The sequence below is a fragment of the Cutibacterium avidum ATCC 25577 genome (assembly GCF_000227295.1).
Classification (GTDB): Bacteria; Actinomycetota; Actinomycetes; order Propionibacteriales; family Propionibacteriaceae; genus Cutibacterium; species Cutibacterium avidum.
This window is the reverse complement of record NZ_JH165054.1, coordinates 2,186,226-2,199,128: the sequence shown is the minus strand read 5'-3', so window position 1 is coordinate 2,199,128 and position 12,903 is coordinate 2,186,226. Positions and strand designations below refer to the sequence as shown.

The 12,903-nt window shown below is 64.4% G+C and carries 12 protein-coding genes; 7 read left to right on the top strand and 5 right to left on the bottom strand.

Going from position 1 to position 12,903, the window contains the following annotated elements; genetic code table 11:
• Nucleotides 1-50: 50 nt before the first annotated feature.
• Complete coding sequence (locus HMPREF9153_RS09845; protein ID WP_036976556.1) at nt 51-803, bottom strand: queuosine precursor transporter; 753 nt, start codon at nt 801-803, stop codon at nt 51-53.
• A 37-nt stretch (nt 804-840) separates the two neighbouring features.
• Between HMPREF9153_RS09845 and pip the strand changes: the two genes are divergently transcribed.
• A complete protein-coding gene (gene pip / locus HMPREF9153_RS09840) occupies nt 841-1,845 on the top strand; it encodes a prolyl aminopeptidase (RefSeq protein WP_004811668.1) in 1,005 nt (334 codons plus the stop codon).
• Nucleotides 1,846-1,909: 64 nt separating this feature from the next.
• Here the strand turns inward: pip and HMPREF9153_RS09835 are convergent, their stop codons facing one another.
• Nucleotides 1,910-3,052 carry a phosphotransferase family protein gene (locus HMPREF9153_RS09835; RefSeq protein ID WP_171048635.1) on the bottom strand — a complete coding sequence of 381 codons (1,143 nt, stop codon included), beginning with the start codon at nt 3,050-3,052 and terminating at the stop codon, nt 1,910-1,912.
• Nucleotides 3,053-3,088: 36 nt separating this feature from the next.
• Between HMPREF9153_RS09835 and HMPREF9153_RS09830 the strand changes: the two genes are divergently transcribed.
• From HMPREF9153_RS09830 to era, 4 genes are read left to right on the top strand one after another with little or no spacing between them, the layout of a single operon-like run.
• A complete protein-coding gene (locus HMPREF9153_RS09830) occupies nt 3,089-4,117 on the top strand; it encodes a PhoH family protein (protein ID WP_169311836.1) in 1,029 nt (342 codons plus the stop codon).
• Entirely contained in the window at nt 4,114-4,581 is a 468-nt protein-coding gene (gene ybeY / locus HMPREF9153_RS09825; protein ID WP_004811665.1) for an rRNA maturation RNase YbeY, read from the top strand. The genes HMPREF9153_RS09830 and ybeY overlap by 4 nt, the downstream gene beginning before the upstream one ends.
• On the top strand, nt 4,578-5,876 hold the full coding sequence (locus tag HMPREF9153_RS09820) for a hemolysin family protein (protein ID WP_004811664.1): 1,299 nt from the start codon (nt 4,578-4,580) through the stop codon (nt 5,874-5,876). Before ybeY ends, HMPREF9153_RS09820 begins: the two co-directional genes overlap by 4 nt.
• Nucleotides 5,869-6,891 carry a GTPase Era gene (gene era, locus HMPREF9153_RS09815; protein ID WP_036979792.1) on the top strand — a complete coding sequence of 341 codons (1,023 nt, stop codon included), beginning with the start codon at nt 5,869-5,871 and terminating at the stop codon, nt 6,889-6,891. The genes HMPREF9153_RS09820 and era overlap by 8 nt, the downstream gene beginning before the upstream one ends.
• A 14-nt stretch (nt 6,892-6,905) precedes the next feature.
• Here the strand turns inward: era and HMPREF9153_RS09810 are convergent, their stop codons facing one another.
• Nucleotides 6,906-8,402, bottom strand: coding sequence for an amidohydrolase (locus tag HMPREF9153_RS09810; RefSeq protein ID WP_023032602.1), 1,497 nt, complete (start codon nt 8,400-8,402; stop codon nt 6,906-6,908).
• Nucleotides 8,403-8,613: 211 nt separating this feature from the next.
• Between HMPREF9153_RS09810 and leuA the strand changes: the two genes are divergently transcribed.
• The gene (gene leuA, locus HMPREF9153_RS09805; protein WP_004811661.1) at nt 8,614-10,338 is read left to right on the top strand and encodes a 2-isopropylmalate synthase; all 1,725 of its coding nucleotides are present in this window, start codon (nt 8,614-8,616) and stop codon (nt 10,336-10,338) included.
• Nucleotides 10,339-10,366: 28 nt separating this feature from the next.
• Here leuA and HMPREF9153_RS09800 read toward each other — a convergent pair whose 3' ends face one another.
• Both HMPREF9153_RS09800 and HMPREF9153_RS09795 read right to left on the bottom strand, forming a co-directional pair.
• Nucleotides 10,367-11,062 carry an isoprenyl transferase gene (locus tag HMPREF9153_RS09800; RefSeq protein ID WP_036902381.1) on the bottom strand — a complete coding sequence of 232 codons (696 nt, stop codon included), beginning with the start codon at nt 11,060-11,062 and terminating at the stop codon, nt 10,367-10,369.
• Nucleotides 11,063-11,287: 225 nt separating this feature from the next.
• Nucleotides 11,288-11,953, bottom strand: a complete 666-nt coding sequence (locus HMPREF9153_RS09795; protein ID WP_004811659.1) for a membrane protein — start codon at nt 11,951-11,953, stop codon at nt 11,288-11,290.
• A gap of 143 nt (nt 11,954-12,096) precedes the next feature.
• Between HMPREF9153_RS09795 and recO the strand changes: the two genes are divergently transcribed.
• Nucleotides 12,097-12,837 (top strand): DNA repair protein RecO, encoded by a 741-nt coding sequence (gene recO / locus HMPREF9153_RS09790; protein ID WP_004811658.1) that lies wholly within the window; start codon nt 12,097-12,099, stop codon nt 12,835-12,837.
• The last annotated feature ends 66 nt before the right edge of the window (nt 12,838-12,903 follow it).

Sequence of the window (12,903 nt, the reverse complement as noted above, 5' to 3'; positions counted from 1 at the left end):
TCACCATCGGCGTTTATTGGCAGATTTCGCCGGTATTCCGAGGCACAGCGTCAATGCTGAGCTGCTGCCAGCCTCTCCTGGTAGGTCGGCTCACGCTTCTTGATCCACGCGATGATGCGAGTCGTGATCGGGATGCAGGCGTACTCAACGAGGGTCTTCCACAAGAATCCGAAGAAGGCGTAGTTACACCACTGGCCGAAGCTGGTGATTCCGACGACTGGTGCCGCGATGGCGCAGAAGATGACGGTGTCGACGGCCTCACCAGCGCCGGTGGACCCCATCAGTCGACCGACCAGGCCGCGCTCCAACCACTTGGCCTTGAGACGAACCATGATGACCGAATTCGTGAACTGCCCGGCGAGGAATCCGCACGCACCGGCCAGCACCATTTGCCACAGCGGTCCCAGCGACATCTCGAGGGCGGCGTCATGAGCCACAGAGTAGGGATCGGTGAACCCCGGAAGGGCAATGATCGCCCAGAAGCACAGCACCGAGAGGATTGCACATATGAACCCCATGACGATGGCCCGGCGAGCAGCCTTGATCCCGTAGATCTCAGTGGTGATGTCTCCCATGACGTAGGCGAGCGGGAAGAGGAAGAACCCGCCGTCGGTGGTGATGGGGCCGAGCTGGACTCCCTTCGATCCACCGATGTTCGACAGGATGACCACGACACACATGAGGGTCAGGAGGATGTCGTAGTGCCCAGATCCGCGATCGGCATACGTCGGGCGGATGGTGGCAGATGATCTGCGGCTGGAGGAGTCTGATGTCACGGCGAAATGGTATCCGTGTTGAGAAATACCATCGAGGTGACGACCACAACCAAAGGAGGTTTCCGTGACCCTTGCAAGCTCGGAACTCAGCATCAGCCCACAGCGAGATCTTTACCCGCCGATCGAGCCTTATGACACCCGGATGGTCGATGTGGGTGATGGTCAACAGCTTTACGTCGAGCAGTGTGGCAACCCCAATGGCAAGCCGGTGGTCTTCCTGCATGGTGGCCCTGGCGGCGGTGGCGGTGTCGAGCGCCGTCGTTTCTTCGACCCCGAGGCCTACCGCATCGTCGTCCTCGACCAACGCGGTTGCGGCCTGTCGACCCCGCACATTGCCAAGGCTCGCACTCCGGAGGAGATGACCACCAACACCACCTGGAAGCTCGTCGAGGATCTTGAGACCATCCGGGAGCTACTCGGCATCGAGCGTTGGCAGGTCTTCGGCGGGTCCTGGGGATCATGTCTGTCCCTGGCCTACGCCGAGAGTCATCCCGAGCGGGTGACCGAACTGGTGCTGCGCGGCATCTTCACTCTGCGCGAGCAGGAACTCGACTGGTATTACAACTTCGGTGCGTCCGAGGTGTACCCAGAGCTGTGGGACAAGTTCTGCGAGCCGCTGCGTCGAGCTGGACATGACTTCTCCCGCGACAACATCGCCGCCTACTACGACCTGCTCTGGGACGACGACCCCGATGTCCACGGCCCCGCCGCCGTGGCCTGGACGACCTGGGAGGGAGCGACCACCTCGCTTTCCTTCGACCCATCCCACGTCAAGGAGTTCTCCGATCCGGAGTTCGCGCTGGCCTTCGCCCGCATCGAGAACCACTACTTCGTCAATCACGGGTTCATGGTGGAAGGACAGCTGTTGCGTGATGCCCACAAGCTTGCCGGCATCCCGACGATCATCGTCCAGGGCCGCTACGACATGTGCTGCCCAGACGTCACTGCCGTCAGCCTGTCCAAGGCCCTGCCGAACGCGGATCTGCGCATCGTGCTGGCTGGTCACTCGGCCTTCGAGCCGCTCGTCGCCTCCGAACTGGTCAAGGCCACCGATCAGTTCCGCGGTTGAGATCTGACTCCGGGAGGGCCGGCGTCGAGAGGTGCCGGCCCTCCCGGACTGTCCTCCAGACTGATCACCCGCGGAAACAGGGGACCGTCTCCAACTCCCCGGGCCATCCCCATTCCTGGACGGCCAGGTCTGCCGCCCGGCCACACATCCGGGCCAATTCCGGCGTCCGTCCGCGGTGGTCGGCCACCCACCGCCACCGCGAGACCAGACGTTGACGCCCGCTCCCGAACCGTCCGGAAGCCTCCCGTCGCCGCAACGGGCCCAGCGACAACTCGGTGGTTTGCAAGGTGGCCGCAGCCGCAGCCAGGGCAACCATGTCCTCACTCACCTCGGGGCCGACCTCCCGATACCCGGCCATGGCAGCTTCCCTGAAAAGCTTGCTCACCTGGCCAGAGTCGTCACAACTGACCCACGGAACCTGCAGATGTGCGAGATCGACCGCGGGATGATGGACGCTGCTGGCCTCGAAGTCGATGAAGGTGGCGTCACCCCCATCAGCGGGAATGACGATGTTTCCCGGACACGGATCAGCCTGGGTGAGGACGGCGTCATCCCCGCCTGCGAGCTCGGCGAACAGCTCGATCTCGGTCAACGCCTCCGCGCTGAGCACCCCGTCGTCCAACAGCTCAGCGAGTCTCGTCGCCCCACGCCCTGGCAGCCGAGGAGAGGCCGGACCGCCTGCGGACAGCGTCCCCGGATCGGCCTTCCTGATGAGTTGTCGGAAGGTCGCCACATCGGCCCCGCGCATCGTCGCCCCCAGTCCGCGTCCCCACGCCCGAGCGGCCTCCACAGCGGTATCAGGATCAGATCCGGACAGCACATCGGCCAAGGTCGTCATCTCGCCGAGATCGGCCATGACGATGACCCCGAGATCCAGGTCGGCGGCCAACAACCGTGGCGCCCCGGGGATCGTCGCCAATCCAGCCCATTCCCGCACGATCCCGAAACCGCCGGAGTTGTGGGCCATGGCCTTGGATCGAAAACACTTGGCAATGACGGTGTGGGCTCCCTCGCTGGCCACGGTGGAACCGTCCACCCAGCACCGAGCGACGCTGGTGCGCACCCCGTCGCGCAAGACCTCGTCAAGGGACAACTCCGTGCCCAGGACGAACGCGGCGTCGTCGAGCCAGCCCAGTCCCATCTCCACCTCCTGGCTACCGCGACGATCAATACAGTCGTTGGCTACGTCTACAGTGGGAGAGTACACATTCGCGTCATACCGGAGAGAACCCTGACCACCACCTTGCACTCCCACAACACCGATACCGGCAACCCCGGCCCGGCGCGCCGAGTCGTGACGGTGCCCGCATCGATTCCCATGGTCACCCTGGTCGGCCCCAACGACGAGTTCCTCAAGCATCTCGAGGACGCCCTCGGTGCCGACATCCTGGTGCGAGGCAACGAGATTCACCTCGCCGGGCATCCCGCCGATCTTGCCGACGCCAACGACATCCTCACGGAGATGACCACCATCATCCGTACCGGGCAGGGACTGTCCGCCGACGACGTCGACCGGATCGTCGCGATGACCCGCAACGGGGAGGGGCCGGCCGAGATCATGACGGCCGACATCCTCAGTAGTCGTGGCAAGACGGTTCGCCCCAAGACCCTCAACCAGAAGCGCTACGTCGACGCCATTGACGCCCACACCGTCACCTTCGGCATCGGCCCCGCCGGTACCGGCAAGACCTACCTGGCGATGGCGAAGGCGGTCCAGGCCCTGCAGACTAAGCAGGTGAGCCGGATCATCCTCACCCGTCCGGCCGTGGAGGCGGGGGAGAAGATCGGCTTCCTGCCGGGCACCCTCTCGGAGAAGATCGACCCCTACCTGCGCCCGCTCTACGACGCCCTGCGCGACATGGTCGACCCGGACTCCATCCCGCGTCTCATCGGCGCCGGAACCGTCGAGGTGGCACCGCTGGCGTACATGCGTGGCCGCACCCTCAACGACGCCTTCGTCATCCTCGACGAGGCCCAGAACACCTCGCCCCAGCAGATGAAGATGTTCCTCACCCGTCTGGGGTTCGGATCCAAGATCGTCGTCACCGGCGACATTACCCAGGTCGACCTGCCCGGTGGGGTGAAGTCCGGCCTGCGAGTGGTGCAGGGCATCCTTGACGGCATCGATGACATCGCCTTCTGCAACCTCACCAGCCGTGACGTCGTCCGTCACCGTCTCGTCGGCAAGATCGTCGCCGCCTACGACCGGTACGACACCGTCGCCGAGTCATACGGCCCCAGGAACCCGCGCAAGAACAGGAAGACCCGATGATCGACATCACCAATGAGTCCGGTTCCCCGGCCGATGAGGAGGGGCTCGTCGGACTGGCGACCTTCGCCCTCGACCGGCTCCGCATCCATCCCTCCTCGGAGCTGTCGATCATCCTCGTCGACGAGGACACGATGGAGGCCTACCACGAGAAGTTCATGGGCCTCCCCGGACCGACCGACGTGCTGAGCTTCCCCATGGACGAGATGCGTGCTCCCGGCGACGACGAGGACCCGCCGTCAGGTCTGCTCGGCGACATCGTGCTGTGCCCGACCGTCACGGCTCGGCAGGCGGCCGAGAACGGTCGTACCCCCGACGGGGAGGCGGAATACCTCCTCATCCACGGTTTGCTTCACCTGCTCGGCCACGACCACGCCGAGCCGGAGGAGAAGCGCGTCATGTTCGGACTCAACGACGAGATCATCGCCGCATGGGATGATCATCGAGAACAGGCAGGCCAGCGGTGACGCAGCAGGAATGGGTCGTTCTTGCGATCGCCTTCATCTTCACGGTGTTGGCAAGCCTCAACGTGGCCATGGAGACGGCCCTTCAGCATATGTCCCACTCCAAGGCCGAGGAGCTGGCCGCCGATGGGCGGAAGCCTCACCTGCGAGTGCAGGACATGGTGGCCGATCCCGCCCCCCTCATCAACACCGCGATGCTGGTGAGAGTCATTTCCGAGGTGACGGCGACGGCCCTCGTCGCTCTCCTCATCTTCGGTCATTTCGATCTGCTCTGGCAGCAGGTGCTTGTCGTCGTGGCGATCATGGTCTTCGTCGATTTCTTGGCCTGGGGAGTGGCGCCGCGCACCCTGGGTCGCCAGCATGACACCGCCATCTGCACCTTCTGGTCGCGACCGTGGGGTGTGTTGGCGCAGATCCTTGGCCCGATCGCAGCCCTGCTCATCCTCATCGGCAATGCGCTGACCCCCGGAAAGGGATACGCCGAGGGTCCGTTCACCTCCGAGGCCGAGCTGCGCGAGATGGTCGACTACGCCGAGGCCTCCGACCTCATCGAGGCCGGCGAGCGCGAGATGATCCACTCGGTCTTCGAGCTGGGTGACACCCTCGCCAAGGAGGTCATGGTCCCGCGTACCGACGTCGTCTTCATCCCGCGGTCCAAGAACTTGCGTCAGGCCATGTCCCTGGCCCTGCGTTCCGGATTCTCCCGGGTCCCGGTCATTGGTGAGAGCCTCGACGATGTTCAAGGGGTCGTCTACCTCAAGGACCTCTCGCGTCGAGTTCTCGACAACCCTGAGGGCTACGCGTCCGAGACCGTCGAGTCGATCATGCGTCCGCCCGTCGTCGTTCCCGATTCCAAGCCGGTCGACCAGGTGCTGCGCGAGATGCAGCGTGACCGTAATCACCTCGTCATCGTCGTGGACGAGTTTGGTGGCACTGCTGGCCTGGTGACGATCGAGGACATCGTCGAGGAGATCGTCGGCGAGATCGTCGACGAGTACGACGCCGAGCCCACCCTCACCGAGGAGATCGAGGACGGAGTCTTCCGGATTTCCTCGCGTTTGCCAGTCGACGACCTGGGCGAGCTGTTCGACCTCAAGGTCGACGATGACGACGTCGAGACCGTCGGCGGCCTCATGGCCAAGGAATTGTCCGTCGTCCCGATCCCCGGATCTGTCATCATCTGGGAGGGGCTGGAGATCACCGCCGAGAAGGCAACCGGGCGACGTCACCAGGTGGACACCTGCCTGGTGAAGCGAGCCCCCGAGGAAACCCCCGATGAGGAGGACGACGATGAGTGACGACGAGATGCCCTCGCTGGCCTATCTCATGGACGGTGACGACGAGGAGATCTCCGACGTCGACTATGTGGCTGCCCGGGTGGCCGAGTCCACCCGCTCCGGGTTCCATTCCGGGTTCGTGTGCTTCGTCGGGCGCCCCAACGCCGGCAAGTCGACCCTGACGAATGCCTTGGTCGGCTCGAAGATTGCGATCGCCTCCTCGAAGCCCCAGACGACCCGCCACGTCATCCGCGGCGTCGTCACCGACGAGAACTCCCAGATCGTCGTCGTCGATACCCCCGGACTCCACAAGCCGCGCACCTTGCTGGGCCAGCGCCTCAACGACCTCGTCTTCGACACCTGGACCCAGGTCGACGTCATCGGGGTGTGCCTGCCGTCCAACCAGCGGATCGGGCCGGGGGACACCTATCTCGTCAAGCAGATCGCCGACCTTCCCAGGAAGCCTGCACTCATCGCGCTGGCGACGAAGTCGGATCTGGTCTCCTCGGCGCGGATGGTTGAGCACCTCACCGCCATCGACAAGCTGCAGGAGGAGGTCGGCATCGAGTTCGCCGCGATCGTCCCCTGTTCGGCGGTCTCCGGTGAGCAGGTCGACGAGGTGCACGACGTTATCGTCTCCCTGCTACCCGAGGGGCCGGCCTACTACCCGGACGGAGAAGTCACCGACGAGCCGACCGAGACCCTCGTCGCCGAGCTCATCCGTGAGGCGGCCCTGGAGGGTGTGCGCGAGGAGCTCCCGCACTCGCTGGCCGTGGAGATCGTGGAGATGGGGCTGCGTGAGGGGCGGCCGGAGGACCGTCCGCTGCTCGACGTCCACGCATCCCTCATCGTCGAGCGTGACTCTCAGAAGGGAATCATGATCGGTCATCGCGGATCCCACATCAAGGAGGTCGGCACCCAGGCCAGGCAGCAGATCTCTGCTCTGCTGGGGACGCCGACTCACCTGGACCTGCAGGTCAAGGTGCTGCCGAATTGGCAGTCCGACCCGAAGTACCTCAACCGGCTGGGGTTCTGAGACCGATGACGGCCTCATATGGCTGAGGCCGTCACCTCTCCGCCGACGATCGTCAGGTCACTGGTCAACCCTGCCAGTGTCTCCCCGGAGAGGTCGAAGGGGTTGGGGCCCACGGCGATGACGTCGCTCGGCCCGCCCTCGACCACCTTGGCGATCTGGCGAGTACTGGACAGCAAGGCCTGGGAGACGGTGAGGGCATGCTCCATGTGCCATCCCGGGCGATGGTCCCCGGTCCGCTCGACGGCCACCCGTACGGCACCCCATGGATCGACTGGGGAGACCGGGGCATCCGACCCCATCGCCAACTCGGCCCCGGCGTCCACCATGTCGGCGAATCGGAAGCAGCGATCGGCGCGGTCGGCCCACATGACGTCGGTGGCGTCACGATCATCGACCATGTGCAGGGGCTGGACGCTGGCTCGCACTCCCAACTTTGCGAACCGGGGGACGTCGGAATCGGTGAGGACCTGGGCGTGCTCCACCGATCCCGAGATACCGGTCGTCTCGAAGGCGTCGAGGACCTCCCGGACGGCGCGATCACCGATGGCATGGGCCGCACACTGCAGGTTGGCAGCTTTCGCCCGTCTCATGAGCTCGACGAGGTCCTCAGGCGTGACCGAGTCGATTCCGGCCCCCTCAGGCCCACCACCTGATGGATATGAATCCATGCACCACGCGGTGCGCGTTGACATTGAGCCATCGACGATGACCTTGAGCGGGCCCATGGCGACCCGGCTCGGACCAGGCTTCTCAGTGATGGGGGACTGCCCGGTGGCCAGCCCTTGCGCGATCGCCTCGTCAAGACGCTCGGGGTAGACGCTCACCTCGACTCGCAGCGGACAGCGTCCATCTGCCTCGCGCCGCAGCCAGGTCTCGACGTCGGTGTCGAATTCCATGTCGCGGATGCCGACGATTCCTAGCCGAGCAGCCGCACCTCCACAACTTCCGACCCAACCGTCCAGCACGTGGGGATCGACGTGGGAAAGCTGGGTCTGGATGTCGAAGCTGGCCTTCTCGCGGAAGAATCCGTCACCCTGGACGCCGAGTTCGCGCATCGCCGCGGTGTTGCACCACACCGAGTGCAGATCAGCCGAGACGAGGACGGCTGCCCGGTCTCCGGTCACGGCATCGAGCTGTGCGGCATTCGGGTTCGAGTCCCACACCGAGGACCGAAAACCAAACCCTTGCAGGATGGGCTCGTCACTGTCCGTGCGTCGTTCCACGTGTGCCGCGACCTCGTCGAGGACCTGTTGGTAATCAGCGGTCTGGCTGACGAGGAATTTTCGGGATGCCAACGCCCACTGCCCGACGTGGACGTGTTCGTCCCACAGCCCAGGCATGAGGATGCGTCCGTCCAGGTCGACACGTCGCACGGCCTCCGAGGAATCAGCGGCACGCTGCCAGGCCTCCGGACCGATGGCGACGACGCGGTCGGAGAGCAACACATCGGTGGGTTCGCCAGTGGACCCGTCAATCAGGTCGAGAATGCGGGCGTCGTGAAGCAGCAGCATGACCAGATGGTCCCACCTACGGTGGCCCATGTCAGACTTCGGACGAATTTGAGAGGAATCCCACGTTTTCACGACTGCGGTGTACTCTGACACACATGTCGCGCGCGCTCCTGCTTGTGTGCCGCAGCGAGACCCGTTGAAAGGGTGGCCTCCTCGCTGCGGGTGATCGGGCTGCCCGAGAAATCACACACTTTCGGAGAGACCACCACTGATGACGCGAATTCAGCCCCTCCCCTGTCAGCTGGCCAGCCAGATGCCCATCGGTCGCTACAAGCCCTTCGTCCCGCAGAAGCTGCCTGACCGCACCTGGCCCGACAAGACCCTCGACCACGCCCCGCGCTGGCTGTCCACCGATTTGCGCGACGGCAATCAGGCCCTCATCGACCCCATGACCCCGGCTCGCAAGATGCGCATGTTCGAGCTGCTCATCGAGATGGGTTACAAGGAGATCGAGATCGGCTTCCCCTCAGCCTCCCAGACTGACTTCGACTTCGTCCGTCAGGTCGTCGGGTCCGGCATCGTCCCTGACGACGTCACCATCTCGGTCCTGACCCAGGCCCGTGAGGACCTCATCGAGCGCACCGCGCAGAGCCTCGTCGGCGCCCACCGCGCCACCATCCACATGTACAACGCGGTCGCCGAGCTCTTCCGCCGTGTCGTGTTCAAGATGGACGAGCAGCAGTGCATCGACCTGGCCCACCAGGGCACCGAGTGGGTCGTCAAGTACGCCGAGAAGTACCTGGACGACGTCGAGTTCGGTTACGAGTACTCTCCGGAGATCTTCAGCCAGACCTCCACCGACTTCGCCATCGAGGTCTGCCATTCCGTCATGGACGTCTGGCAGCCCGGTCCGGACCGCGAGATCATCCTCAACCTGCCGGCCACCGTCGAGATGAGCACCCCGAACACCTACGCCGATCATATCGAGTACTTCTGCCGCACCATCCGTGACCGCGAGAATGTCTGCGTCTCCCTGCACCCGCACAATGACCGTGGCACCGCCGTCGCGGCCGCCGAGTTCGCTCAGATGGCTGGCGCCGACCGCGTCGAGGGCTGTCTCTTCGGCCACGGCGAGCGCACCGGTAACGTCGACCTGGTCACCCTGGGCATGAACCTCGTCAGCCAGGGAGTTGACGCCGGTATCGACTTCTCCGACATGCCCAAGATCCGCCGCACCGTCGAGTACTGCACCTGTCTGCCAGTACCGGCCCGCCAGCCCTACTCCGGCGATCTGGTCTTCACCGCCTTCTCCGGTTCCCACCAGGACGCCATCAAGAAGGGTCTGGAAGACCTGGCCCGGCGCGCCGAGGACCAGGGCATTGACATCAATGAGATCGGCTGGGAGGCCCCGTACCTGCCCGTCGACCCGCACGACCTCGGCCGTACCTACGAGGCCGTCATCCGCGTCAACAGCCAGTCCGGCAAGGGCGGCATGGCCTACCTCATGAAGACCGAGCACCAGGTCGACCTGCCGCGTCGTCTGCAGATCGAGTTTTCCCGTGCGGTGCAGAACTACACCGACGACCAGGCTCGCGAGGTCTCCCACGACGAGATCTGGGACCTGTTCAACCGCGAGTACCTGCAGGTGCCCGGTATCGAGCTGGTCAGCCGCACGACCTCCACGGAGTCCGGCTCCTACCAGCTCACCGCCAACCTGCGGAACAACGACGAGGACGCCCAGATCCATGGTGAGGGCAACGGTGCGGTCTCGGCCTTCATCGACGCCCTGGCCTCCCTCGACGTCGCCGTCCAGGTGCTCGACTACTCCGAGCACGCCATGACGTCCGGCGGCACCGCGAAGGCCGCCGCCTACGTCGAGTGTGAGATCGGAGATGGCGAGACCTCGCAGATCCTCTGGGGCGTCGGAATCGATCCCGACATCACCCAGGCCTCCCTCAAAGCCGTTGTCAGCGCGGTGAATCGCTCCCGCCGCTGACCCGGCCAAGGGCGGGCGACCAGCAAGATCAGGCGGTGGGGCTGACCTCATTGGGGACGGCCCCACCGAACCTGCGGTCCCGCTTCGCGTACTCCAGGACGGCGTCCCACAGGTCTCGACGATCGACGTCGGGCCACAGCACGTCGGAGAACACCATCTCGGCGTAGGCCGATTGCCACAACAGGAAGTTCGATGTGCGCTGCTCTCCCGAGGAGCGCCAGAACAGGTCGACGTCAGGAATCTCTGGTTCGTCGAGGTGAGTGCGGAAGGTCTTCTCGGTGATGTGATCCGGATCGATCTTCCCCTCGGTCGCCAGCCTGGCGATGTCTCGCACCGCGTCGACGATCTCGGCGCGACCGCCGTAGTTCACGCAGAACTGCAGGGTCAGGACGGTGTTGTCGGCCGACTGCTGCTCGGCCGACTCCAGCTCCTTGATGACCGACTTCCACAACTTGGGGTGACGACCTGCCCAGCGGATACGCACCCCCATGGCGTCAAGCTGGTCACGACGACGGTGGATGACGTCGCGGTTGAACCCCATCAACCAACGCACTTCGTCGGGGGAGCGCTTCCAGTTCTCGGTGGAGAAGGCGTAGGCGCTCAGGTAGGGGATGCCCATCTCGATGGCCCCCTCGATGACGTCGAAGAGGGCGTCCTCACCACGGGCATGCCCCTCGGTTCGCTTGAGGCCGCGCTGCTTGGCCCACCGTCCGTTGCCGTCCATGACGATGGCGACATGTCGGGGGATGAGCTCTGGAGGCAGTTCCGGAGGACGAGCTCCGGACGGATGCGGCAGCGGGCCGCGCTTCGGGGGTCGCGGTGTGGTGTGAGCCATGGGTCACAGCGTAGTGGCGTTGCGCTCGCCTGGGATCCGACGTTGTTGGTGTTACAGCCGACGTCCCATGTTGTACAGACAGACCAGCAGCAACTGGCAAGTCTGCTTCGACCATCACAGGGTCGTCCAGACGATGATGATTCCCGAGCCGAGACAGGCGATGATCGAGGCGACGCTGGTCCAGTGGCCGATGCGCTCTCGAGTCCGTCCGGAGATACCCGAGGAATTGGGTCGCAGACGATCGACAACGATCGGCAGCCATGCCGGGACCAGGACGATCCACCACGAGACGATGAAGGTCAGTATGCGCACGATGAGTGGCAGGTCGGCTGTTCCGATGCGCTGGCTTGACGAGATGAACAGTGGGATCGTCGTGAAGTTGGTGGCCATGCCGAGAGCACCCCAGGTGAACATGCCGTGCGCACCCGTGGATCGCGGACCTGACGATTTCTTGTGTCGGAATTTCTGGACGCGATGGGATCCCCATTTCTTCCACGCCAGATAACAGCCGAAGAGGAAGAGCAGAATGCCCAGTACACGGTCGACGGCGTGGGAAGCCAGCTGACGGGATGCGAAGTCGGTGGCGGCACTTCCAAGCAAGCCAAAACTCGTGATGCCAATGGCGCCGAGCACCAGCCCGGCCCCCGACACGAAGGCCCAACCATGGTTCTGTTTCTGGCCATGCACAGCGGCGCTGGCATTGAGGATCATGACCGGACTGACGGCTGCCACGAGCACCAGGTACCACACGCTGCCGAGCAGCGCGACAAAGGTATTCATGAGGCTTCTCCTGGTGGGGGGTCGCAACAACGTTACTGGGTGGGGGCATGCTCAGAGTCGGCGGACACCCTGAGAGGCCAGGCATGGCAGTTTTGCGCGGAGCATTTTCGGCTGCACACCGTGACTGGGAGACAATAGGTGTCATGCCCACCTACCGCGATCAAGCCGTCGTCCTGCGCACACACAAGCTGGGTGAGGCCGATCGCATCGTCTCCATGCTGTCGCGGGAACACGGCAAGATTCGCGCAGTAGCCAGAGGTGTCCGACGCACCTCCAGCAAGTTCGGGGCCCGGTTGGACCCTTTCAACCTCGTCGATCTGCAGTTGGTGCAGGGGCGAAACCTTGACGTCGTCGCTCAGGTGGAATGCCTTCACCCATATTCCGCGCCACTGCGTCAGGACTATGGGCTCTTCACGGCCGCAGAGGTCATGGTCGAGGCCGCCGATCACCTGGTCCCGGTGGATCGGGAGCCTGCCCCGGCCCAGTATCGCTTGCTCGCCGGTGCGCTGCGGGTTCTTGGCCGGGGGACGACTGACGGCCCACGTCCACCTGAGATGGTGTTGGACTCCTACTTGTTGCGATCCTTGTCGGCGTCGGGATATGCCCCGGATCTGGTCGATTGCGTCCGCTGCGGAGCTCCCGGCCCGCACCCTGGGTTCTCGCCCAGCCTGGGCGGAGTGGTCTGCATCAACTGTCAGCCACCGGGCACGCCACATCCCCATGAAGAGACGATCGCCTACCTGCAGGCGCTGCTGGTGGGGGACTGGCCTGCCACCCGTGAGGTGACGTGGCCGAGGATCCGGGAAGGATCGGGGCTCGTCGCCGCCTTCGTGTCCTGGCACATGGATCGAGGACTGCGTTCGATGCCATTCCTGGAGCGTTGACCCGGTCTGGAGCCTGACCTCTGGCCACCTGCGGTGGCTACGACGACACTTCTACGGTTAATCACA

Coding starts and splice junctions, on each gene's coding strand:
- era (WP_036979792.1), top strand. CDS start 5,869: ATGAGTGACGACGAGATGCCCTCGCTGGCCTATCTCATGGACGGTGAC.
- HMPREF9153_RS09800 (WP_036902381.1), bottom strand. CDS start 11,062: ATGGACGGCAACGGACGGTGGGCCAAGCAGCGCGGCCTCAAGCGAACC.
- recO (WP_004811658.1), top strand. CDS start 12,097: ATGCCCACCTACCGCGATCAAGCCGTCGTCCTGCGCACACACAAGCTG.
- HMPREF9153_RS09810 (WP_023032602.1), bottom strand. CDS start 8,402: ATGCTGCTGCTTCACGACGCCCGCATTCTCGACCTGATTGACGGGTCC.
- HMPREF9153_RS09795 (WP_004811659.1), bottom strand. CDS start 11,953: ATGAATACCTTTGTCGCGCTGCTCGGCAGCGTGTGGTACCTGGTGCTC.
- leuA (WP_004811661.1), top strand. CDS start 8,614: ATGACGCGAATTCAGCCCCTCCCCTGTCAGCTGGCCAGCCAGATGCCC.
- ybeY (WP_004811665.1), top strand. CDS start 4,114: ATGATCGACATCACCAATGAGTCCGGTTCCCCGGCCGATGAGGAGGGG.